We start from the raw sequence: 24,114 nt of genomic DNA on the forward strand, positions 1-24,114 counted from the left end.
TCTAATTCTTTCCATCATGGTTCAGGTCCAGTTCTTGGTCCATCCTCTCATCCTTCCCATCCTTGTTCAAAACCATCCCTCTAATCCTTTTTCATCATTGTCAAGGCCAGAAACAAGCGTAAAGCAATACGCCAATCCTGTATCTGGTCAGTTCAGGCGCCATATTACCGATTATGATCATGGAATATCCTCTAATCCATTCTATCCTGGTTCATTTCCAGTTCTTGGCCCATCCTCGCATCCTTTCGATCCTGGTTCAAAACCATCCCTCAAATCCTTTTCATCATGGTCAAGGCCAGAATTGAGCCTATAGCGATACGCCAATACGGTATCTGGGCAGTTCAGGCGCCATATTATCCATTATAATCCTGGAATATCCTCTAATCCATTCTGTCCTGGTTCATTTCCAGTTCTTGGTCCATCCTCTCATCCATTCCATCCTGGTTCAAACCTATCTTTCCTTCCAAAAACCTTCCCTCTATCCGTTACATTTTTATTATTCTATTAGGAAAATGAATCTAAAAAAATTATACTGTATTCTTTTTAGAAATTATTAAATCCCATGGTTAATATTAGTTATATAATATTAATTTTCATGGATTGTCCAATACTTAACATATTTCAATAAATGTATGGTTTTGGCCATATATCCACTCGCTTTTACTGGATATGGATAATAAATCTACGTTTTTGATAGATTATAGCAAGTTTGTGACGTAATTTAATTTTGTATATAAACCTATTTTGTCCATTCGTTTACTTATCTATTCAACTTCCAAAATATCTTTATGTCGGCTATTTTATGGATTATTTTTTTTTATATCTTGGATTCAATAATTAGCCGATAAGCCAAAATTTCACTTTGCCGACATTTAATTTTAATTAATCAGATAGGTGTGGAGACCTATTAAATAATATTAAGCTTTTTTTGAATTAACCTATTTTATGATGTTTATGGAAAACAAATCATTGCCACCTTAGCTGACTTTAGTTGCATAATAATTAAAACAATAATTTACTAATAACAATTTATATAAAAACTTAAATTATGAGATGGAATAAACCTAATGACGTTCCAAACATAAATTACCTAAAGCCTATGAAATTCTTAAAACTTGTACTTTGTTCAAGTTCAATTTTATTCATGGCGCAAGCTGAGGCCACGCCTCACTATCTTTGGAAAACAGATAAAATAGAATCGAATCTGGATTATTCTTTTGAACTGCTGCAACAAGTTACCGTAAGGGGACAGTTAGTGGATGAGCAAGGGGCTCCAGTACCAAATGCTTCTATTTTGGTTAAAGGCACCAATGAAGGTGCAAAGTCTGATGAGCAAGGTAAATTCTCTTTTCAAACGGGGAAAGCAAAAGGGATCTTGGTCATCAGTCATATGAGTTATGAAACGAAGGAAGTGCCAATCAACACAGCTTCACAGATGAAGATTGTTTTGACGGAAAATTCATCCACCAATATCGAAGAGGTTGTGGTTACCTCATTTGGTATTAAACGTGACCGTAAGACATTGGGATATGGGGTAGCAGAAGTCAAAGCTGATGAGCTTTCCAAAGCTCCTACTCCAGATGTAACCAATGCCTTAGCCGGTAGATTGTCAGGTGTACAGGTAAGTGGGTCAGGTGGTGGATTTGCTGGTTCTAATATTACAATTAGAGGTTTCTCTACTTTCACTGGAAGTAACCAACCCTTATATGTGGTAGATGGTATTCCTTTGGATAATTCTGGTGGTGGTAACTCAGGAAACTCCGGTGTTATCAATTCCAGCCGTATTTCTGATATCAATCCTCAGGATATCGAATCTATGAGTGTCCTTAAAGGTGCTGCTGCTACGGTACTTTATGGTTCAAGAGCTGCTTCCGGAGTAATCTTGATTACTACCAAGAAGGCTAAGAAAGGAGTTAAGAATCAAATTTCTGTTGGTACCAACACAGGTGTTGGGATTGTTTCCAGAATGCCAGCCTTTCAAAATGAATATGCACAAGGTAGTAACGGAATTTATAATAACTCCGTAACGGGTTCTTGGGGACCAAAAATAGCTGGACAAGAGGTAATCAACTGGTTTGGCGAAAAGGAAAATCTGCAAGCCTATCCCGATAATATCAATGATATCTTACAAAATTCGGTAAGTTCTGTAAACGATTTAAGTTTTACGGGTTCTGGAGAGAAATATGACTATCGTGTATCCTATGGATATACCATTGAAACAGGTCTAATACCTAGTAATAAGTTAACCAGAAATAATATTTCTGTAAATGCCTCAACGGACATCACTGAGAAATTTAAAGTGGGCACATCATTTTCATATGTAAACAACGTTTCAGACCGTACTCAGGCTGGTAACCAAGGTGCCAATCCGCTTTGGAGAGGTGTTTATACACCTAGAAGCTATGATTTGACCAATTTACCATTTAAAAATGCGGAAGGAAATCAATTATGGTTTGCGCCGGAGGATCATCCATACTGGTCAATCGAAAATGTTAGAAATAACAATGAGGTTAACCGTTTCTATGGTAACATTAATCTGAAATATGATTTTCTTGAATGGTTAACAGCCGATTTAAAAGTGGGTGCCGATGTTTTCAGTATGGTATCTAAAGGTTTTGATAATAAGGGAATCCGTAGTAATGGTAATACCAGCTCGGCTGGAGCCGGTGGTGTGCAAGATCGTAGTGTTTCCATGAAAAATATCAACTCTTATTTTACCCTAACGGCTAATAAGAAGGTGTTTGAAAACTGGAATTTGATTGCAACTGTGGGTAATGAAATAATTGCAAACAATAGAAATACTTTACAGTCTACTGGTTTAGGTATTGTATTGCCAGATTTTGATAACCAAAGTAACTTCTTGACCTATAATACTTCAGGAAGTATAAGTCAAAACAGGCAGGTGGGGGTTTTCGCCGATGTAGTGATGGATTATAAATCCTATTTATCCTTGAACGTAAAGGCAAGGAATGACTTTTCATCTACCTTATCAAAAGGGAATCGTTCCATTTTTTATCCAGCAGCAGCTGTGAGTTTAGTTTTGACAGAGGCCTTTCCAGACTTAAAATCAAATGTTTTGACCATGGCCAAAGTGCGTGCGAATGTAGGTGAAGTAGGTAAAGGAACCGATCCATACGAAACAAACACTTATTTCGGAAGGTCAAGTGCTTCTGATGGTTTCGTTTCTACCTTGGTAAGTTTTCCATTTAATGGCTTAGCTGGTTATACGTTGAATAATAGTGCAGGAAATAAAGAATTGAGACCAGAATTTACGAGGGAGTATGAATTGGGATTAGACCTTACTTTGTTAAATGGAAGAATAGGTTTTGAAGGGTCAGTTTACCAAAGGGATACCCGTAACTTAATATTTGCAGTACCAGCACCATCTTCTTCTGGTTTTACCTCGATGGTGACCAATGCAGGTAGTTTATCAACCAAAGGTATAGAATTGATGTTAAACTTAGTTCCTGTTCAAAAAGAGAACTTCACTTGGAGGTCAGGACTAAACTTTACAAAATTCAAATCCATTGTTGAGGAATTGGCACCGGGAGTAAGCAATATCTCCATTGGTGGTTTTACCTCGCCAAATATTAGATTGGTAGCAGGACAGGAATATGGACAGATCTGGTCGAATGGCTACCAAAGAGATGACCAAGGTAGAATGATCATTAATGCCAATGGATTGCCTAAGCCAACAACCAATGTTCAAAAAGTAGGAAATCCTAACCCTAAATTTAATTTAGGTTGGACAAATGACTTTAACTACAAAGACTTGACCTTATCTTTCTTGGTTGATTTCAAATATAAGGGCGATGTGATGTCGAGGACCATTGGAGACTTGAGAATCCAAGGTGTAGCGGAAGAAACAGCGGAATTTGAACGTATTGATGGTTCGGGAAATATTAATAAGCCATATCTATTCGAAGGCGTATTAGAAGACGGTTCACCAAATACCACTCACGTTTCTGCTCAACAATACTATAGCTTACAAGGTAAATATGTAGCCTGGGAAGGGTATGTATTGGATGCAACCTTTGTAAAACTGAGAGAGGCTAATCTTTCCTATAAGTTGCCAACAAAATGGTTGGAAGGACAGAACTTTATTAAAGGAGTAAATATTTCGGTTTATGGTCGGAACTTGTTTACCTATGCTCCTAATTTCCCACACCTAGATCCAGAACAAAACTTGTTAGGTATCAGTAATGCGAGGGGATTGGAGTTTGGATTCAGTCCTACACCTAGAACGATTGGTGGAAGTGTAAGGTTTAGCTTGTAAAATTGAAACAACATGAAAAAGATATTTAGTTTATTAACAGTCGCAACATTATTAGGAGTAAGCTCATGTAGTTCATTTTTAGATGTAAATGAAGACCCTAATAACGTAACAAAAGTTGGGATTAATCAACTGCTGCCTTCAGTTACCGTAAATGTCGGTTTCTTTGGAGCTAGTGATGTAATGCGCGTTGGAAATTTATTTGTACAACAATTTAGTGGTCAAGGACCAGTTCAAGGCCACGTGGCCTTTAAGGAGTCTGAAAGATATAATATTAACGATTCAGATATCAATGGAGAATGGGTGACCATTTTCGGAACGACATTAAGTGATATATCTGTTTTGATCAAACAGGCTACCGAAGAGGGAAGTCCACATTATGCGGGCGTAGCCAAACTTTTGAAAGCTTATGTTTATCAAGTAACAGTAGATGCCTGGGGAGATGTTCCTTATTTTAATGCTTCAATGTTTGAAGAGAACTTAAAACCAGAGGTAGACGATGATGAATTGATCTATAAAGATTTGATCCGTTTAATCGATGAAGGAATTGCAGATATCAATGCCGGGACATCTGTTCTTTCTCCAAATTCGTTTACTTCCATTTACGCTTCAAACAGCTGGGCAGCATCTAAGGAAAAATGGGAGAAATTTGGAAACACCTTAAAATTGAGAATTTACCTGCATTATTCAGCCAAAGATCCTAACTTCTCCAAAACCAAGATGAATGAGCTGATCAATTCAGGTGCAAAATTCTTTGCTAGCAATGAGGATGGTTTCATTATGAACTTCTTAAATTCTCCCCAACGTCAGAATCCGATATACAGTATCGAATCGGGTCAGTTCAGGAATCAGTTCTTGCCTAATCGCTATATCGTTGATCTGATGAACAGCAATCAAGATCCGCGAAGAGAGAAGTATTTTACACCATTCCCCTATTTTTCAAATCCAAAAACCTATAAAGGTTCCAGTGTTATGGATGCGAATATTTCCAGTGAGTATTCCAGATTACATGAGTATTTATATGGAAATGTGACCTCCTTTAATTCTAGCATGGTAGATTCCAAAGGTGCATTGCAAACGGGAGCTATAGCATATGGTGGTGAAGCCCCAGCTCGACTGTTGACCTTTGCCGAGTATAATTTTATCCGTGCTGAGGCAGCATTGATGAACGGAGCAGCAGCACAGGCGCAAACCTTCTATGCCGCAGGGATCAAAGCATCATTTGACGACAGTAAATTACCAGCGGCAAGCTTAGCTTCCTATATGGCAAGTAAGGGAACTTTAGCAGGAACCAACGAGCAAAAATTGGAACAGATTATTACAGAAAAGTACATTGCCAATTTTGGAGTAGTAGGAGAGCCATGGGCAGATTATAGAAGAACTGGATACCCTGCATTGACACCTTTGAAAAAACCAATAGCGATTTATGATGAAGTTCCGAGGTCATTATTGTACGCTCAATCTGAAGCAAACAATAACCCAAATATCAAGCAGAAATCAAGTATGCTGGAAAGAGTATTTTGGGATACAAGACAATAATTTATAAATTTCGATTGTAATCAATTATCAACAATATAAACACAATGAAAAGATACATTTTAATTTTATCAGCACTAATTATGGCGATTGCTGTGCAGGCTCAACGAATGCCATTAGCAGATAGCACAATTGTTACAAAACACAGTGTTACTGCAAATGGACAGAAATTTGGCTATACAGCAAAGACCGGAACACAACCCGTTTGGGATCAAAAAGGCAATGTTTTAGCAACTGTACACTTCACCTATTACACCCGTGATGATATCAGTAACCGCGCAAAAAGACCTTTGGTAATTTCTTTCAACGGTGGTCCTGGTTCAGGTTCAGTTTGGATGCACTTAGCATACACCGGTCCAAGAATTTTAAATATTGATGATGAAGGATATCCTTTACAACCTTATGGGGTTAAGGAAAACCCTTATTCAATCTTAGATGTGGCCGATATCGTGTATATTGATCCGATCAATACCGGTTATTCCCGTATTTTAGATGAAAAAGCTGATCGTTCTCTTTTCTTTGGAACCAATGCCGATATCAAATATCTAGCGGAGTGGATCAATACCTTTGTAACTAGAAACAACCGTTGGGCATCTCCTAAATATTTAATTGGCGAAAGTTACGGTACCACCCGTGTTTCTGGTTTAGCTTTGGAATTACAAAACGCGCAATGGATGTACCTAAATGGAGTTATTTTGGTATCCCCAACTGAATTAGGTATTAAGAGAGAAGGTGCTGTTGAAAAAGCTAACTTTTTACCTTATTACTCTGCTACAGCTTGGTATCATAAAAAACTAGCTCCGGAGTTGCAAAACAGAGATTTAGAAGAGTTTCTTCCAGAGGTAGAGAAGTTCACTATTGAAAAGCTTTTACCAGCGATAGCGAAAGGATCTAGCATTAGTGCAGCAGAAAAATCCGAAATTATCAAGCAGTATTCCAAATATTCTGGATTGTCTGAAACTGTAATTACACAGAATAATTTGGATATTCCAACTGCATTATATTGGAAGGAGTTATTACGTGATCAAGGAAAAACTGTAGGTCGCTTGGATTCCAGATATATTGGAATTGACTTCCGTGATGGTGGGGAACGCCCAGATTATAATTCGGAAATTACATCATGGTTACATTCATTTACTCCGGCCATTAATTATTATTATACCAATGAGCTGAACTATAAAGCAGATGTAAAATATAATATGTTCGGTCCTGTTCATCCTTGGGATAGAAGCAATGACAATACAGGTTATAACCTTAGACAAGCGATGGCAGCTAACCCTTACTTGCATTTAATGGTGCAGTCAGGTTACTATGATGCTGCTTGTGATTATTTCAATGCTAAATATAATATGTGGCAAATGGATCCTTCCGGTAAATTAAAATCAAGAATGAGCTGGATTGGATACAGAAGTGGTCACATGATGTACTTACGTAAAGAAGATCTAATCAAAGCGAACGATGATATTCGTCAATTCATTAAAAAATCTTTACCAGCAGCTGATCAACCAGCTAAATACTAGTGTTTTTTTTAAACGGAGCCAGCCTTTCCCTTCGGGCTGGCTTCTATTTATTTCACACATACTATGCTATTAAAACGTTTAATTCTTATTCTATTTGTCAGTATAAATTCTGTACATGCCCAAGACTACATCAATGACACGAAAGCGGTCAGGACCTTCCTCGACCAAGAGAAATCGAGGTACATTAAGGAACTCCATTCAAGTTCTAAAACTAAATATGCTACCTTAAATCAGCTCTTGGATCTTGGAGAATGGAACTTGGTGAATCAAGAATTAATAGTTGGAAAAAATATCAATGCGCAAGAAGCCGCTGTTTTAAAATTTAAATACCATTGGCTTAATAATGATTTCAAGGCTGCAGAACAGGATCTTCTAAAGTTAAGTAAAAAGGATCAGGCCGACTTGAAAGTAAAGCGTGCCTTTGCCATTCTAAAAATTGAAGCTTGGGAACTGGAAACTGCAGAGCAAATGAGTAAAGCGCTATTGCAAAAGCATCCTAATGACATCGAAACAAACCTTGTTTTGGGAAGAGCTTTGATGCTGCAGAAAAAGTACCCTGAAGCTTTAGCTTTAGCCAATAGCCTCATTGAAAAAATGCCTAACCTTGCGGCTGGGTATTTTTTGAAAGCTGACGTTTTCTTCTGGGATCAAAAACCAAAGGACGCGGAAGAGGTTTTGGTTAAGGGCCTCAAGTTAAATCCGCTGAACGCTGATGCCAGATTTTATTATGGATATGCGATATGGAGGAGAATTGATGCCACTCAATTAGGAGATATGGTTGCCCAATGGGAAATTGCATTAGCTCTAAATCCATTGCATTTTCAGTCACATTGGCATCTGGGAAATGGTCATACCAATTTGACCTATGCCGATTACGTGGATGAAAATGAAAAAACAATCAGACAAGAGCTGGAAACTGCCGATGAATTGTTTACTGCTAATGAAATTGAAGCAGCGCTTGAAAAGGTAGATCAAATAGAAAAAGCGCATCCAAATTCTGTATTGCCGGAGATGCACAAAGCATCCCTGCTATATGGTGATTTTGATGCTACTGATCGAGAAGAGAGGTTAGATAAAGCGGAGCAGATTTTCTTAACTATATTAAAAGAAAAGCATCATTATGGACCAGCACACAATGGATTGGCAGCTGTAATCAAATCAAAGAGAATTCCTTACCTGAATACTTATCCAAGTATAAGTGCTGCAATAAAGAATCCTAAGATTAGCAATATGGACGATTTCTTGGAAGTATTTCCTGATCTCGCCTATTACCCTGGTCATGTTGCGAAAGGTATGGCTTGGAATCAATTATATACCTCTACGGTATATTTTCCATTTCTGGTAAAACAGCATCGTGTATTTGTTGTGCCTCCGTTGCACATCGACTTGGCCTTAGCAATGAAAGCGCCTTATTTCAGGTTTAATTCAACCTTTGACAACCGTCAGTGGATGGATATCCGTGGGGTAGGCTCCGGAGCAGCGGCCATAGAATATGTAGAACGTGGTGCCTTTCAGGAAAGAAATGTAATCCTACATGAATATGTACATCTTTTCCATGGACAGGTATTGACGGATAAACAGAACAGAAAGATCCGTGAGCTTTATTATAATGCCATGGAAAATGGCCTTACTCTTGACTACTATTCACAGAACAATGAATCTGAATATTTAGCTCAGACCTATCCAGCCTATTTTGAAAAGGTAAAAGTTCATCCATTGGATTTTAAATCGATGAATACCTTGAATGACCTGAAAACCAAGGATCCCAAGATGTATGCTTTTTTGGATGATATGATCAGCAAGGAGAAAGCGTATTTGGCAGGTGATAAACAGGCCATGGCATCAAATTGGTCAGAAGTTTATGTGAATTTAGCAAGAAATTCTGCCAAGAATGACCTGAAGGAGGCTTATACTTACTTGGATACGGCTCTGCAATATGATCAGCAATATTTACCAGCTTTTGTTGATTATGCAGATTACCTGTTGTCGGAAGGTAAATATGATGAAGCTTCCAATCGATTGAAAGCGGCCAAGGCGATCGATGCCAACTATGCTCCTATTTATTCGGTAGAGGGAAATATCCTTATGGCCACTCAACCTAATAATTTACCTGCTCAGGCGGCCTTGCTCAAAAAGGCGTATGATATCGAGGTTGATTATATGGAGAAAGCTAAAAACTCCGGAATCTTGAGGAATTTCTATTTCCAACGCGGAATGTTGAAGCAAGCTATGGACGTAGCGGATGAATATGTGAAAAATGGTTCGGAAATATCCACCTATTTAAGAGATAGAAAAGATGATTCCAAGACGTTCAAAGCCTGGCAGAAATCATTGCTGGGATATGAGGAGGAAATTGCTGTTCTATCACATTTGGCGGCCCAGAAACCACAAAATTATTTGATCCGTACGCAACATATTGAGGCTTTGACTGCAAATGGAAAGTATGATGAAGCCTTGAAAAACCTACAACAGATCTATCGTACCTTGCAAGCTTCTCAAGTGAACAGACCAGAGTTTGAATTGCTTTTTGCTGAAGTTTATGCCAAACAGGGAAAAACTAAGGAATTGAATGAATTCTTGGACAAATTGATGGTCCGAGGTGGTGACCCGATTAGATTGGAGCCTTTATATAACCAAAGGTTGGTCAGGTTATTAGCTGATAACAATAGATTGGAGGACGCTAAAGCATTTCATCAGAAATTAAAACCGAATAACACTTTGTTTTATAAAGCATCCGATTTAGTTAGCCAGGCATTGATCAATTTAAAAGAAAACAAAACGGACGAGGCATTAAGCCTTCTGGACGAAGCACTTGGAATTTATCCTTACGAGGTTGATGGCATCAAAATGTTGAAGGAAATAGGGAAATCTAATGCTAAGGCAGATAATATTTTAACTAATCGTTTAAAAGGAATGGAAATTCCAGCAATTTTATAGCATCTTTACAAATTAAAATTATTACATGAATACATACGAATTAATTTCCATTGGCCTTTATATGCTACTAATGGTTCTGATAGGGCTTTATTCCTGGAAGAAATCAACGAGTAACTCAGAAGAGTTTTTAATTGGAGGCCGTAAAATGGGTGCTGCAGTAACAGCATTGTCTGCCGGTGCTGCGGATATGAGTGGATGGTTATTGATGGGCTTGCCTGGCGCCATGTATGCCGCTGGTTTGTCCAGTTCTTGGATAGCCATTGGATTGACAACCGGTGCATTTCTAAATTATGTTTTAGTAGCACCAAGGTTAAGGGTATATACGGAGGTTGCCAAGAATTCCATTACCATACCGGTCTTTTTTGAAAATAGGTTTCATGATAAGACCCAATTGCTGAAAATCGCATCTTCTGTCTTTATTCTAGTGTTCTTTACACTTTATACTTCTGCAGGAATGGTTTCAGGAGGGCGTTTATTTGAATCGGCCTTTAATATGGATTATTATACTGGTTTGTATGTAACGACCTTTGTCGTGGTTCTATATACCTTTTTGGGCGGTTTCTTAGCAGTGAGCTTAACTGACTTCGTGCAAGGTACCATTATGGTTACGGCCCTTGTGATATTGCCTATCGTGATGGTTACCCAGATCGGTGGATTGGGCGAAACCATTAACATTATCGATACTAAAAATTCAGATTACCTGGATTTGTTTAAAGGCACGACCACTATTTCCATCGTTTCCTTACTTGCTTGGGGATTAGGCTATTTTGGTCAACCGCATATCTTGGTTCGTTTTATGGCTATTGATAGCGTTAAGGACATTCCAAAAGCAAGAAATATCGGGATTACCTGGATGATCTTTACCGTTGGTGGAGCTATGTTGGTAGGTCTATTTGGTATTGCCTATTTAGCAAAATTTGATACGGCTACCATGACTAAATTTGATGGCTCAAAAGAAATGGCTGAAACCATCTTTATCTATACCTCCAGGGTGTTGTTCCATCCATTGATCGGTGGATTCTTGCTGTCTGCTATCTTGGCTGCAGTTATGAGTACCATTTCTTCTCAATTATTGGTGACTTCAAGTTCCATGACGGAAGATATCTATAGGACCTTTTTCAATAAGCAAGCATCCGCAAAGACCATGTTGCAGGTCAGCAGGCTTTCAGTTTTGATCGTTGCTGTGATTGCTCTGTTATTATCCCTTAATCCGAAAGATAGTATTTTGAATTTGGTAGGGAATGCATGGGCAGGATTCGGTGCTGCTTTTGGACCGATAGTATTATTATCCCTGTTGTGGAAAAGGACCACAGCTATGGCAGGATTGCTTGGCATGTTAGTGGGAGGTGCCGTAGTTTTATTGTGGGTGTATGTTCCGCACAACTATAAGGAGGTTTATGAAATGATCCCTGGCTTTATTTTAAGCTTTTTGACCATTGTCATTGTTTCCTTGTTATCAAAACCTGTGAGTCAGGAAATTCAGGATGAGTTCGATGAAGTAAAACGCATCGTCAAATCATAGATAAACAACAGATTGATTATTAAGCGCTGATCGAATTCGATCAGCGCTTTACTTTTTTATAGGTATCAGGTGGGATTAAAGAACAGGGGTCACTTTATAACCTTTGTCCTTCAATAATTGAATGACACCATTTTTGCCTAATAAATGACCTGCACCAACTGCAAAGAAGGTTGAGTTGTTCTTCATCATTTCAGGCATTTTGCTTATCCATTCTTGGTTTCTTTTGGTCAACATCATTTCTTCTTTTTCAGGGCTCATTGAAGAGGTCTTAAATAACAACTCTTCGACTTGTCCAACTTCATTGTTGAAGTATTTTGTGACCAATAGTTTAGTTTGTTCCTTCATTTTATCTAAATCCCTCAAATAGGTGTAAAGGTCTTCCGCCTTGAAGAATTCGTTCATGAGATTGATCTGAAACTCTGCTGTTTCCAGTTCGTCAACTGGTTTGCCAGCAGCTCCTTCCAATTTCAATAATTCCAATTCCATGGATTTTATATCCTTAGGGTCTTGACAGTCGAATGCCTGCATGGACAAAAGTGAAATAAGGACCGCTGGGCCTACCTGATCCAACATCGCTGGAGATAAATTCTTGGCGGTCAGAACGCTATCGATCAGTTGTTTCTTTTCTGGAGCCAAGCCGTCAAAGAATCCTGGTACTGGTCCGATATGAGCCTGTAATGATTTTACAGTTTCTGGATTGCTAGCATTAAGTTCTAGAGCAATACGGTCGGTTGTTTTGACAGCTTCATTTATTTTGTCTTCCATTTTGAAATCAGGACCACATGCCATGTGAATGGTTCCTAGGACATACGAATCCTTTTTTAAACCGTTTCCGGAAATTTTCCAAAGGAATGTCTCTTTGTTCTGGGCAAATAAGGCAATAGTCATCATAAATGCCATTGCAGTAAGAATGAGTTTTTTCATATTGTATTAGTGTAAATTCAAATAGTAAGTATATGACCAAGATTATTCGTTACAATAAATGTGCAAAAAATTGTAAATGGCGTTGGAAAGACATAAAAAAGGGACGAATTTAATTCGTCCCTTTCTATTGTTTTCCAGTTTACAACTTGAAATCTCCAAGAGTTTCAAATTTGATTTTACTTGGATGGTTTTTGTCAAAGTATAGCTTATGGGTGTTCTTGATATAATCTTCAGCCTTAGCCTTGTAGATATCCATAAATTGGTTCGGATTTCTATCTGCTAATGGGAACCAGGTATGTTGGATCTGCACCATGATTTTGTGCCCTGCCTTGAAAGTGTGGGCTACATCTGGAAGGACAACACGCACAGGCGTGATTTCATTAGGTTTGAATGCCTCTGGATTACTGAAGCTATTACGGAACTTGCCGCGTAAGATTTCTCCCCTTACCAGCATTTGGTAATTAGGCATTACGACCTTTTCGTTTACTGCAGAAGTTGCAGAAGAAGTGTCCGGATATACATCGATGATTTTAACGATAAAGTCTGCATCGGTACCCGTCATGGATACATTGAGGTCTGCAACAACCGGACCTGCCATAGTGATAGCTGATGTTAATGTTTCAGTCTCAAATACAATTACATCTGGGCGATTTGCCACGAAACGTTGATCAGCGATCATATATTCCCTGGTTCTGTTTTCAATCAGACCTTCTTGGAAAGGAACAGGTTTGTTTGGGTCACTCACATATTCCACATAGGATTCAGCTTGATCGTCTGCTGCCTTTGAAATCTTTCCGTTTGCATTTAGGAAAAGTTCATTTGTATGAGCATCCTTTGGCGGCCATTGGTCAAAATTCTTCCATTCATTGGCTCCTGTGAAAAAGATATTGGCTTCCGCAGGATTGAAGGAACCTTCACCTTTTAGATAGTATTCGAAGAAAGGTGCTTCAAATTTCTTTTGGTAGTCCAAGCTTGTTTTTTGTCCAAAGCGGATGTCACCAAAATGATCACCTTCTCCACGAACCCATCCGCCATGGAACCAAGGCCCCATTACCAAAATAGAATTGTTCTTTTTGTTGCGTTTTTCGATTTGTTTATAGGTTTCAAAGGCGCCATAGGTATCCTCTGCATCGTAAAGCCCGCCAACCACCATTACAGCAGGTTTAACGTCGTTTAGATGATTGGTGATAGTTCTTGCTACCCAGAAACTGTCTAGGGTGCTGTGCTTCGCCAAATTGTCCCAGAACTTAACGGTATGACTTAAATATTCATTCTTTAATCCAGATAGCGTTGGGTTGTCCAAGAAGAACTTGTAAAGGTCCTTTGATGGTAATTGGAATCCTTTCGGCCCATTTTCATTGGTAATAGGTTTTGGCCTTGGAGCATCAAAGGAATACATGAAACGGAATGCATCTGCCAAGAACAGGGCTCCTCCATGATGAAAATCGTCTCCGATGAACCAGTCTGTAACTGGAGCTTGTGGAGAAACCGCCTTTAAGGCAGGATGACTGCCGACCAAACTTACTGTAGAATAAAAGCCAGGGTAGGAGATACCATATATCCCAACTTTACCATTGTTACCCTTTAAATTCTTGACCAACCAATCTATGGTGTCATAAGTATCTGTACTTTCATCAATTGTGTGTTTGTTTTCTTTGGTTTTAGTTGGGCGAATGTCTTCAAAAGTACCTTCACTCATCCATTTACCACGTACATCTTGATAAACGAAGATATAGCCCTTCTTCATCATCTCTGGAAAATTTCCTAAACTGGCCTTGAATTTCCCTTCGCCATATGGGGCAACGGTATTAGGAGTTCGGTTCAGCATGATAGGGTATTTCTTCGACTTGTCTTTTGGGGTGTAGATTGATGTGAACAGCCGTGTACCATCTCTCATGGTGATGTACTGTTCGGTTTTGTCATAATGCGTTTTTACATAATCGGCATTGGCATCCTGACCTTTGCTTTGTATACCCAATAGGAGGAAAAGGATACAAAGAATTAATAATTTCTTCATTTGGATAGGTTTTTTAATTTAGTTTAATAAGGTTAAAGTTATACTTTTTTTGATAACTTAGGTTAACATTAATACATTATTTATATGAGCATTAAAGAAGGATTTTTGGTAGAATTGGAACGCGAAACCAATAACACAAGAAGGATCTTAGATCGATTGAAAGATGAGGACTTGTCTTTTAAACCTCATGAAAAATCCATGTCATTAGGCAATTTAGCAGGGCATATTGTTGAGCTCCATAATTGGGTCTCTGATGCTTTGACGAAGAACGATTTTAACCTAGCAACAGACTATAAACCATTTCACCCAAGCAGTGTGGAGGAACTTAAGAAATCATTGGATGAAGGCTATAAAAGGAATGAAAAAACGTTAGATGAATTTCCTGAAGAGGATTGGTTTAGCAAATGGACGATGAGGGTGGATACCTATGTGGTAGGGGAAATGCCAAAACTAGGCGCTCTTCGCTTTGTCATCAATAATCATTTGATCCATCATAGAGGTCAGTTAAGTGTTTACCTTAGGTTGTTAGATATTCCTGTACCAGGTTTGTATGGACCTTCAGCAGATGAAAAGAAATAGGTTAATTTCAAAAGAATTAAATGCCAGGAGAATTTCTTCTGGCATTTTTTGTTGCTGAAAATAAGTGATTTATGGTTATTTTTCAGTTTTTTTATTTTTTGATGTAATAGAAGGGCAGCGTAGTCTGTCTTGTTAATAAATAAGCAATAATAATGATGAACCAAGAGACCTTTAAAAATACGGTATTTGTCCTGAAGGATAAGCTTTACCGGTTTGCAAATAGGTTTCTGGAACATCAGGAAGACGCTTACGATCTGGTACAAGAGGTGATGCTGAAACTGTGGGAGCAGAGGGGTCAATTGACACAGTTGAAAAGTATTGAAGCTTTTGCCATGCAAATGGTCAGGAATATGGCTTACAACAAAATTGATAAACTGGGAAGGCATGCGAAATATCTAAATCAATTGCCCGCAGATGTTCAAAAAGAAAAGTATCCAGCGATGACCAAAGAGCTGATCTTGAAAATGATCGATGAACTGCCGGAAAAGCAAAGATTGGTGATGTACTTAAGGGATATTGAAGAATATGAAATCATAGACATCGCCGAGATGGCAGGACTTGAAGAAAATGCAGTCAGGGTGAATTTATCAAGAGCTAGAAACAGCATAAGAGTAAACTTAACTAAGGTTTTTGAATATGAAAAGAGAAGAATTGGATAAGCTGAGGGCTAAGTACTGGGAAGGAAAATCTTCCTTGGAGCAAGAACGTAGACTGAAAGAGTTGGAAGATGAAGAATTCTTTTCCATGCTCAAAAAACCTGAAGAAAAGATGGACTGGGATTTTGAGAGCTTTATGGATCTGGCTGAAAAAGAAATGCCAGCTGACAAGAAAATTATTCCATTGTCCCGAAGGATCATCATGCTGACTAGCATCGCGGCTTCATTGCTGTTGGGATTTTTCTTGATCCGTCAATTCAATGATCAAAAGGATAATCGGGCAATCAATAAAGTTGCTGTATCAAATGAAAGACCTAAGCCTCTGGACGTGGAGTCGCCAAAGAGCACTCCTGAAGAGTTAGTTGCGTCGAAGGGTCCAAGTGTCCAAGCTGAAAGCAAGGAGCCTTTAAAAAGCGTGCAATTAGCCTCTACAAGGAAGTCAAAAGAGCATTCGCCAGAAACTATGCAAACAAACCCTTATCCGGATGAGGATTTGTATGTGGAGGTCAATGGCGTCAGGATCTATGACGAAGAGAAAGCCCTTGAAGTGACTGAGACAGCCCTGCATTTCGCTGCGTCGAATTTAAAGAAGGGGATGGAGGGTGTTGAAAACATTAAGTATCTAAAAATTGAAATCTAAAAAAATGAAAACTATGAAAACGTTCATGTTAATAATCAGCCTATTTGTGGCAAGCATGGCACAGGCTCAGATCTCTAAGCTAGATCAAATTTTTGAGCAATATAAGGAGCAAAAAGGGGTTACTTCGATCAAGATTGGAAAACCTATGTTCAAGATGTTGAACAAAATGAAAATCAATGATGCCGACGTTGAAACCATCAAACCCTTATTGAGCAAGATCAATTCCATCAAGATGTTGGTTTTTGAAAACGCAGGTTCTGCCATCCAAAAGGAAGTTAGTTCTGCCATTGGAAACCTTAAATATGAAGAATTATTGGTAATCAATTCTGATGGAGACAAAATCCGGTTCTTGGCTGAAAATGTAGAAGGTGATTTCCTGAACAATCTTTTGCTCAGTATCAATTCCGATGAAGAAACTGTCTTTATGATTCTTGATGGTTCCTTAAAATACGATGATCTCAATGCCCTTGTAAACAATAACGATAACTAACCTTAATAACACTAACATTATGAAACGCTACATTGGAATTATTTGTGCCGCTATTATTTTCTTCAGCATGCAGAGCTGTATGATCAAAAGGAGTGCTAACATGGATTTCGCAAAAGGCACTAAACTCTCAGCTGATGCTGAAATTGTATCAATCAATGTTCCAGGGATCCTGATGAAAACATTTATCCGTGGAAAGATCAGGGAATTGCGTGAAGATGATCCTGCACTAGCCTTGGCATTGAAGAAGATCAAGAAAATTAAATTGATGGCAGTTTCTGGTGGTGGAAGAAATTCCAACCTTTATGATAAATTCAACAGTTATCTGGTGAAAAACGATTTCGAGGAGCTGATGAGTATATATAGTGACGGCTCAAAAATCTCCATCAACACAAAAACAAAAGGGGATAGGATAAAAAGTGTGATGTTGGGAATCACTGACGATGAGGATCAGGTATTTGTTGATCTGAAGTCTGATATCAATCTCAATGAACTCAATCAATTGATTGAGCATTATGAAAGTACACAGCAAGATAAAAAGGAAAAGAAAGAAGATCCTTCAGAACAATCTTAAGTTTCGTTGTTTAGTTAATAAAAAAGCCTGGCTCATTTGAGTCAGGCTTTCTTTATGATTTTCGCTGTTAGAATTATTTAGCTAATTCTTCAGCAATTGCTTTTCCAATTTCAGCAGGTGATTCAACCACACGGATACCGCACTCTTCCATGATTTTCATCTTAGCAGCAGCAGTATCATCTGCACCACCAACGATAGCACCAGCGTGACCCATACGGCGTCCTGGAGGCGCTGTTTGGCCAGCGATGAAACCAACAACAGGTTTAGTTCCGTTTTCTTTGATCCAACGAGCAGCTTCAGCTTCCATACCACCACCGATCTCACCGATCATGATGATACCTTTAGTTTCAGGGTCGTTCATCAACAATTCAACAGCTTCTTTAGTAGTAGTTCCAATGATTGGGTCACCACCGATACCGATTGCCGTTGTGATACCTAATCCTGCTTTCACAGTTTGGTCTACTGCTTCGTAAGTTAAAGTACCTGATTTAGATACAACACCTACAGAACCTTTTTTGAAGATGAAACCTGGCATGATACCGATCTTAGCTTCTTCAGCAGTGATGATACCAGGACAGTTAGGGCCGATTAAACGTGAGTTTTTGTCGCTCAAGTAAGATTTTACTTGAATCATGTCTTTTGTTGGAATACCTTCGGTAATACAAACAATTAAAGCAATACCAGCAGCAGCAGCTTCCATGATAGCGTCAGCAGCAAATGCAGGTGGAACAAAAATAATAGAAACATTTGCACCTGTAGCATCAACAGCATCTTGAACTGTGTTGAATACTGGGCGGTCTAAGTGTGTTTGGCCACCTTTACCAGGAGTAACACCACCTACTACGTTTGTACCGTACTCAATCATTTGAGACGCATGATAAGTACCTTCGTTTCCGGTAAAACCTTGAACGATTACTTTGGAATCTTTATTTACTAATACACTCATTTTGTCTTATTTTTTGCAACGCAAATCTACTATTTTGATATGACTTCTAAAAATCAGATAGGTAGGTATTTTGTTATTTTTTAATAAACTTGGTTTTATTGATTAAATCCCACAGTACTATACCTATGGTAACAGAAACATTGAAGGAATGTTTTGTCCCGAATTGAGGTATTTCTAAGGTGCCATCCGCCAATGAAATGATATCCTCTTCCACACCATGCACCTCATTGCCAAATACTACCGCATACTTCTTGCTTGTTACAGGCTCAAAGGTCTCCAAAGAGACACTATTGTTGGTTTGTTCGATCGCATATACTTCAAAACCTTCTGCTTTTAATTTTTTGATGGCTTCGACACTATCCTTTTCGTACTCCCAGGTTACCGACTGGGTTGCTCCTAATGCTGTTTTCTCTATTTCACGATGCGGTGGAGTAGCTGTAATACCACATAAAACGATCTTATCGATGGCAAAGGCATCCGCAGTACGAAAGGCCGAGCCTACATTGTGCATGCTCCTCACATTGTCCAAAACAATGACCAAGGGAGTTTTCTCTTGAGATTTAAAGGTTTCAACATCAACCCGATTGAGCTGATCCATGGATAATTTTTGCATCTTGCAAAGATAATGATTTCGAAAAATTAAAAATGATTTTGAATATTAGATTTTCTGTGCTATTTTTGCAGTCCGAAATAAAGTATAAAAGATTTAAAATATTATATAGCTAAGAGAAATGGCAAATCATAAATCGTCGATCAAAAGAATTAGAGCTAACGCTGCGAAGCGTTTAAGAAACCGTTACCAAGCGAAAACTACTCGTAACGCAATCAAGAAATTACGTAACACTACTTCTGCAGAAGAAGCTAAAGAATTATTGCCACGCGTGGTATCTATGCTTGATCGTCTTGCAAAGAAGAATGTTATCCACAAGAAAAAAGCTTCTAACAACAAGTCTAAGTTGACTAAATTCGTTAACAAATTAGCGTAATCTAAGCTTTTTTTATAAAATATTGTAGGGGTGTTTTAAAACATCCCTTTTCTTGTTTGTATACTTTTCTGATTCTGTGCTCCGTATTTCAAGGTGGAATACCAGGAGCACCATAAAAAAGCTGCGCTGACCAAAAGGTCAGCGCAGCTTTTTTATGGGCATATTTCTTATTTGCTCAGGATCGATTTTACAACCTGATCTAATTTCTGTTTGTCACCTTTATATGAGTTTAGGTCATAAAGTTCAACTTTACGGAAATCAATGGGATGGCTTTCACTTTGTAAATAGATATAGCCTTTGTCCAATAGTTTACCATCTTGTTTCACCTTAGGGTCCACAGGTGATGCACTTCCACCTCCAATTTGCGGTTTGTTGTATTCCAGAACAACCTGTCCATCCAGAACGTGCTGGATCAACGAATCGCCAAGTACGACAAACTCAGCGGTTACCCATTGGTCACCATGGTAAGTCTTCGATTTGGAGCTCAAACAGTGTGGGGTGAATAACTTATCGTCGATTACCACGTTGGTTCCAGGTGTACATAGGTTGGAGGTTGTGCGTTCGTCCTTACCGTTTCCGCCCAAGAGCTGTCCTTCGATAGAGATCGGGAAATCTTGGTCTTTCAACATGGTTTTAGGATCTTGTCCATGCAACATAGCGCCGCTATTGGCCCATGCCCAGCCTTCACCACCCTTGGTCTGTTCGCCTACAAACCTGTATTCCAGCCTCAGCACATAATAACCATAAGGTTTATTGAAGGCTAGGTGTCCATACTGTTGGTTAAAATCATCATATCCATCATAACGTACTTTCAAAAGCCCATCTTCAACTCGGAATGTATTCGCATAGTTGTCGCCTACTTCATGCAATCTAATCTTAGGAGTCCAATCTTTGATATCCTTGCCATTAAATAACTGAATAGGTTTAGGGGTTTTTACGGTTGTTTTTTGGTTGACTTGTGAGGTTGCTGAGCAAGAAAACATAGTTCCCAGCAGCAAACAGGCGATAATGGTCTTGAAATTCATTTATTAAGGATTATAAAAGTAAATTACGGTTTTTTACATATTCACTAGGACGCACGCCAATAACCTTGTTAAAGGTGTTGCTAAAGGTAGGCAGACTATTGTATCCTACTCGCAACGCCACTTCATTCACGCTAAGTTTGTCGTCCAATAGGAGCTTCAAGGAGGTCAGCATCCTTAAGATCGTGAAGTACTGAATATACGACATGGCCAGTTCTTTCTGGAACAATCTTGCCAATGTCCTTTCGGAAATATCAAAATGCTCAGCCAAGCTCTTAAAACTGATGTTCTCGGCGATATTCTGTTCCAGGTAATTAATGATCTGCTTTAGCTTGTCATTTTTAGGATAGGGAAGAGCCAATGGCAACTCCGTTTGGGAAAGCTCAGGCAGGATAAGCTTAAAGGCTTTCGCAATAGAATAGCGAGGTTCTTCCTCAGGAAAGATATTCCCATTCCAGCGGTTTGTAAACATGATCAATTCGATCAACAGATCGTTGACCGGATAGATATTGACCTTATCGAAAAATTCTGTGTCGGTCTCGTACTTAGGAAAGTACAGGTTTCTCATCACCACCTCCGAGCTACTCGGGTGAATGCTGTGCTTTACATGCGGCGGAATCCAGATATAGTGGCGGGCAGGGAGAAAGTAAGACTTCTCTGCCGTCTTCAAAAAGACAACCCCACCTTCCGTATAAAGGAATTGACCTTTTTTGTGTGAGTGCTCAGTAACCGAGTCACCCATTACTGCATGATGACAATAGATACTGTTGTCATAAGTATCTACTTCTGTCATATAATATTTATCAATATATTCCTTTTGCATCCAGATGAGGCGTTAATGTGGCATAAATTTCCTGTTTTTATTTGAGAAAAGCAAAACAAGGGCGTTTTGAGGACCACACGCCACAAGTGTTTGCCTTACATTTTTGAAATAATTTTAAAAAAAGATATCCACATCTTTTGATTATTATCGCATTTGCTCTAAATTAACAGCATCTAACATCAATCTATGGCGATTTCTTATCCTATCCACAAGAATTCTATAGTAAATGTGTCTAGTAAGTAATCAGTTACTTTTTATTCAGACAAAAAAAGTAACTGGCTATTATGAATAATTTAATAAATAAAATATTGACTAATATTGCCTCACTCTTTTAGAGGGAACACAAATGTATTGATATGTTGGACAGAATACGTCTTGAAAGACTTAAAGAAAAAGTTACTACTGCCGAAGAAGCTGTCAAATTAATCGAAGACGGTATGGTTGTAGGCTCCAGTGGTTTCACCAAAGCTGGAGACAGTAAGGTCATCTTACCCGCATTAGCTGAACGCGCCAAAAAAGAAAATATTAAGATCACTTTAATGACAGGAGCGTCCCTAGGTCATGGTACCGACGGGAAACTTGCTGAAGCTGGTGCCTTGAAAAAGCGTATGCCCTTTCAGGTAGACCCTGTCCTGAGAAGTAAAATCAATAATGGTGAAGTGCTTTTCATCGATCAGCACTTGAGCGAAAGTGCCGAACTCTTACATAATAAAAACCTTCCTGATGTAGATATCGCCGTTTTGGAAGTAGCCTATATTGACAGAGATGGAAGCGTGGTTCCAACGACTTCCGTAGGGAATTCCGTTACATTCGCGGCCTTGGCCAAGAAAGTTATCCTGGAAATCAATACTTCGGTCCATGAGAATGTTTATGGTATCCACGATATCTACCAAGCCGAAGATTACCCACATAGAAATGTAATCCCGATTGTTGCGCCATGGAATAAGATTGGCAGAAAGACCATTCCCTTAAATCCGGATAAAGTAGCGGCTATTGTCTTTACCAGTCAACATGATAGCCCTGCAGATATCGCTCCACCCGATGAGAAAACCAGCAAGATTGCTGAACATATCCTGGAGTTTTTTGAAGAGGAGGTAAACCTAGGCCACTTATCAGATCGTTTGCTACCGATCCAGGCTGGGATTGGAAAAGTAGCTAATGCCGTTTTGACCGGTTTCTTACATAGTAATTTCTATGACCTGACCATGTTCTCTGAAGTATTGCAGGATTCCGCATTTGACTTAATGGATGCAGGAAAATTAAGCTTTGCTTCGGCATCATCGGTTACCGTTTCCAAAGAATGCTATGAGAGGGTGTTTGATAACCTTCAGAAATACCGCGACAAGTTTGTGCTTCGTCCACAGAATATTTCCAATACGCCAGGTTTGATCCGTCGTTTGGGAATCATTGCCATCAATACCGCTATTGAATTTGATATTTATGGAAATGTGAACTCTACCCATATCGGTGGAACCAAGATCATGAATGGTATTGGAGGATCAGGGGATTTCGCGAGAAATGCCTATCTAAGTATTTTCGTGACCCAAGCCGCTTCCAAGGACAACAAGATCTCGCATATCTTGCCGATGGTGTCCCATACGGACCATACAGAGCACGATGTCGACATCTTGGTAACTGATATCGGTTTGGCAGATTTACGCGGACTGGCGCCAAGGGAGAGGGCACAGAAGATCATTGACAACTGTGTACACCCAGACTATAGAGAAGAATTACAATCTTACTTCGACCGTGCCTGTCAGCGCGGTGGACATACGCCACATCTCTTGGAAGAAGCCTTCAGTTGGCACATTCGCTTCAATGAAACTGGAAGTATGAAAAAATAATAATAGACTATTGTTTTATTTATTGCAAAAAAGCTTAGCGAAATTTCGCTAAGCTTTTTTTTGGAATTTAATTTTTGATTGAAATCTTATCTGGTCAAACCAGAAAAGGTCTTAATTCTACTATCTGTTTCTTCCCGGTAAATAAATCTGGAAACCAACTGATAATCCAAGGCCATTCTGAGTTCCAGAAGCATTAATATTGGCCTTTGAATAATTGTAGCCTGCCATAACTTCCAATGCCACAGTTTGTGTTATGAAATGGGCATAACCTACATTTGCTCCTAGGTTTAATGAGACATCATCACCTGCAGAGCTACCGCCAATTCCGACATCACCCTGTCCAAAGAAACGACCCGTTGCGCTAGCACCTCCTGGGAAATAATAACGAACAAATGGTGAAATACCATAACCCCAATTATTAGGGTTGTCATCTTTTCCCGAAGTAAAACCCAGATTCGCCTGTGCACCTATTGCAATACCATCTGAAATAAAGTACCCAGCACGAGGGTTCAATTGGATATTGAAGGATTCTCCTTCAAAGCTATATCCTAAACTACCTACAGATCCACCAATCATCCAATTACCTTGTCTGATCGGAGCCATACCAACATCCGCTGAAGATTGAGGTACGGTTTTTACTTCTACCTGTGCTGTGCTATAGGATAAGCAGCCTACTGATAAGGCTAATGTTAGTAGTAAATTTTTCATAATAATCTTGTTTTCTTTTAACTTATCAACAAGATGCAATTAATAATGTTTTCGTATTGATAAAATTTTATCTTTTGTAGGATATAGGTTACAACATATAAAAAGCCTTGTTAATCCGTA

The 24,114-nt window shown here is 38.9% G+C and carries 20 protein-coding genes; 13 read left to right on the top strand and 7 right to left on the bottom strand.

From position 1 onward, the window contains the following. From RT138_RS13165 to putP, 6 genes are all read left to right on the top strand, one after another. Positions 1 to 313, top strand: a 313-nt coding sequence (locus tag RT138_RS13165) for a hypothetical protein (protein ID WP_313191063.1), incomplete at its 5' end; no start/stop codon positions are given. Between the two features lie 735 nt (positions 314 to 1,048). Then, positions 1,049 to 4,276, top strand: coding sequence for a SusC/RagA family TonB-linked outer membrane protein (locus RT138_RS13170; protein ID WP_313191064.1), 3,228 nt, complete (start codon positions 1,049 to 1,051; stop codon positions 4,274 to 4,276). A 12-nt stretch (positions 4,277 to 4,288) separates the two neighbouring features. Further along, positions 4,289 to 5,812: a SusD/RagB family nutrient-binding outer membrane lipoprotein gene (locus tag RT138_RS13175; RefSeq protein ID WP_313191065.1), complete on the top strand. Its 1,524-nt coding sequence runs from the start codon at positions 4,289 to 4,291 to the stop codon at positions 5,810 to 5,812. A gap of 44 nt (positions 5,813 to 5,856) precedes the next feature. Beyond that, the gene (locus tag RT138_RS13180; protein ID WP_313191066.1) at positions 5,857 to 7,329 is read left to right on the top strand and encodes a S10 family serine carboxypeptidase-like protein; all 1,473 of its coding nucleotides are present in this window, start codon (positions 5,857 to 5,859) and stop codon (positions 7,327 to 7,329) included. 63 nt (positions 7,330 to 7,392) lie between these two features. Then, a complete protein-coding gene (locus RT138_RS13185; protein ID WP_313191067.1) occupies positions 7,393 to 10,266 on the top strand; it encodes a tetratricopeptide repeat protein in 2,874 nt (957 codons plus the stop codon). Positions 10,267 to 10,291: 25 nt separating this feature from the next. Continuing rightward, complete coding sequence (putP, locus tag RT138_RS13190) at positions 10,292 to 11,788, top strand: sodium/proline symporter PutP (RefSeq protein ID WP_313191068.1); 1,497 nt, start codon at positions 10,292 to 10,294, stop codon at positions 11,786 to 11,788. Between the two features lie 75 nt (positions 11,789 to 11,863). On the opposite strand, the gene RT138_RS13195 is transcribed toward putP, so the two are convergent. Together RT138_RS13195 and RT138_RS13200 are read right to left on the bottom strand one after the other, a co-directional pair. After that, positions 11,864 to 12,712: a TraB/GumN family protein gene (locus RT138_RS13195; protein ID WP_313191069.1), complete on the bottom strand. Its 849-nt coding sequence runs from the start codon at positions 12,710 to 12,712 to the stop codon at positions 11,864 to 11,866. Between the two features lie 139 nt (positions 12,713 to 12,851). Then, positions 12,852 to 14,729, bottom strand: a complete 1,878-nt coding sequence (locus RT138_RS13200; RefSeq protein WP_313191070.1) for a CocE/NonD family hydrolase — start codon at positions 14,727 to 14,729, stop codon at positions 12,852 to 12,854. An 84-nt stretch (positions 14,730 to 14,813) separates the two neighbouring features. On the opposite strand from RT138_RS13200, the gene RT138_RS13205 reads away from it, so the two are divergent. The 5 genes from RT138_RS13205 to RT138_RS13225 all read left to right on the top strand — a co-directional run bounded on the left by RT138_RS13205 (position 14,814) and on the right by RT138_RS13225 (position 17,665). Continuing rightward, positions 14,814 to 15,308 (top strand): DinB family protein, encoded by a 495-nt coding sequence (locus RT138_RS13205; RefSeq protein WP_254530219.1) that lies wholly within the window; start codon positions 14,814 to 14,816, stop codon positions 15,306 to 15,308. A 152-nt stretch (positions 15,309 to 15,460) separates the two neighbouring features. Then, positions 15,461 to 15,967, top strand: coding sequence for an RNA polymerase sigma factor (locus RT138_RS13210; protein WP_313191071.1), 507 nt, complete (start codon positions 15,461 to 15,463; stop codon positions 15,965 to 15,967). Continuing rightward, entirely contained in the window at positions 15,945 to 16,604 is a 660-nt protein-coding gene (locus RT138_RS13215) for a hypothetical protein (RefSeq protein ID WP_313191072.1), read from the top strand. Before RT138_RS13210 ends, RT138_RS13215 begins: the two co-directional genes overlap by 23 nt. 13 nt (positions 16,605 to 16,617) lie before the next feature. Further along, positions 16,618 to 17,094 (top strand): DUF4252 domain-containing protein, encoded by a 477-nt coding sequence (locus RT138_RS13220; protein WP_313191073.1) that lies wholly within the window; start codon positions 16,618 to 16,620, stop codon positions 17,092 to 17,094. A gap of 19 nt (positions 17,095 to 17,113) precedes the next feature. Beyond that, positions 17,114 to 17,665 (top strand): DUF4252 domain-containing protein, encoded by a 552-nt coding sequence (locus RT138_RS13225; protein ID WP_313191074.1) that lies wholly within the window; start codon positions 17,114 to 17,116, stop codon positions 17,663 to 17,665. Between the two features lie 73 nt (positions 17,666 to 17,738). On the opposite strand, the gene sucD is transcribed toward RT138_RS13225, so the two are convergent. Both sucD and RT138_RS13235 read right to left on the bottom strand, forming a co-directional pair. Further along, positions 17,739 to 18,611: a succinate--CoA ligase subunit alpha gene (gene sucD, locus RT138_RS13230; RefSeq protein WP_093098465.1), complete on the bottom strand. Its 873-nt coding sequence runs from the start codon at positions 18,609 to 18,611 to the stop codon at positions 17,739 to 17,741. A 73-nt stretch (positions 18,612 to 18,684) separates the two neighbouring features. Further along, positions 18,685 to 19,224: an RNA methyltransferase gene (locus tag RT138_RS13235; RefSeq protein ID WP_313191075.1), complete on the bottom strand. Its 540-nt coding sequence runs from the start codon at positions 19,222 to 19,224 to the stop codon at positions 18,685 to 18,687. A 118-nt stretch (positions 19,225 to 19,342) separates the two neighbouring features. Here RT138_RS13235 and rpsT point away from each other — a divergent pair, with 118 nt between their 5' ends. Further along, positions 19,343 to 19,597 (top strand): 30S ribosomal protein S20, encoded by a 255-nt coding sequence (gene rpsT / locus RT138_RS13240; protein ID WP_093098462.1) that lies wholly within the window; start codon positions 19,343 to 19,345, stop codon positions 19,595 to 19,597. Positions 19,598 to 19,764: 167 nt separating this feature from the next. On the opposite strand, the gene RT138_RS13245 is transcribed toward rpsT, so the two are convergent. Both RT138_RS13245 and RT138_RS13250 read right to left on the bottom strand, forming a co-directional pair. Next, on the bottom strand, positions 19,765 to 20,622 hold the full coding sequence (locus RT138_RS13245; RefSeq protein WP_313191076.1) for a DUF1080 domain-containing protein: 858 nt from the start codon (positions 20,620 to 20,622) through the stop codon (positions 19,765 to 19,767). A gap of 10 nt (positions 20,623 to 20,632) precedes the next feature. Further along, entirely contained in the window at positions 20,633 to 21,412 is a 780-nt protein-coding gene (locus tag RT138_RS13250) for an AraC family transcriptional regulator (RefSeq protein ID WP_237219568.1), read from the bottom strand. A 386-nt stretch (positions 21,413 to 21,798) separates the two neighbouring features. Between RT138_RS13250 and RT138_RS13255 the strand changes: the two genes are divergently transcribed. Next, positions 21,799 to 23,286, top strand: coding sequence for a succinate CoA transferase (locus RT138_RS13255; protein WP_313191077.1), 1,488 nt, complete (start codon positions 21,799 to 21,801; stop codon positions 23,284 to 23,286). Positions 23,287 to 23,406: 120 nt separating this feature from the next. On the opposite strand, the gene RT138_RS13260 is transcribed toward RT138_RS13255, so the two are convergent. Then, a complete protein-coding gene (locus tag RT138_RS13260) occupies positions 23,407 to 23,994 on the bottom strand; it encodes a hypothetical protein (RefSeq protein ID WP_093098522.1) in 588 nt (195 codons plus the stop codon). Between the last annotated feature and the right edge of the window lie 120 nt (positions 23,995 to 24,114).

Origin of the sequence: Sphingobacterium sp., assembly GCF_032065005.1 — a bacterium.
In the GTDB taxonomy this organism is placed as follows: domain Bacteria; phylum Bacteroidota; class Bacteroidia; order Sphingobacteriales; family Sphingobacteriaceae; genus Sphingobacterium.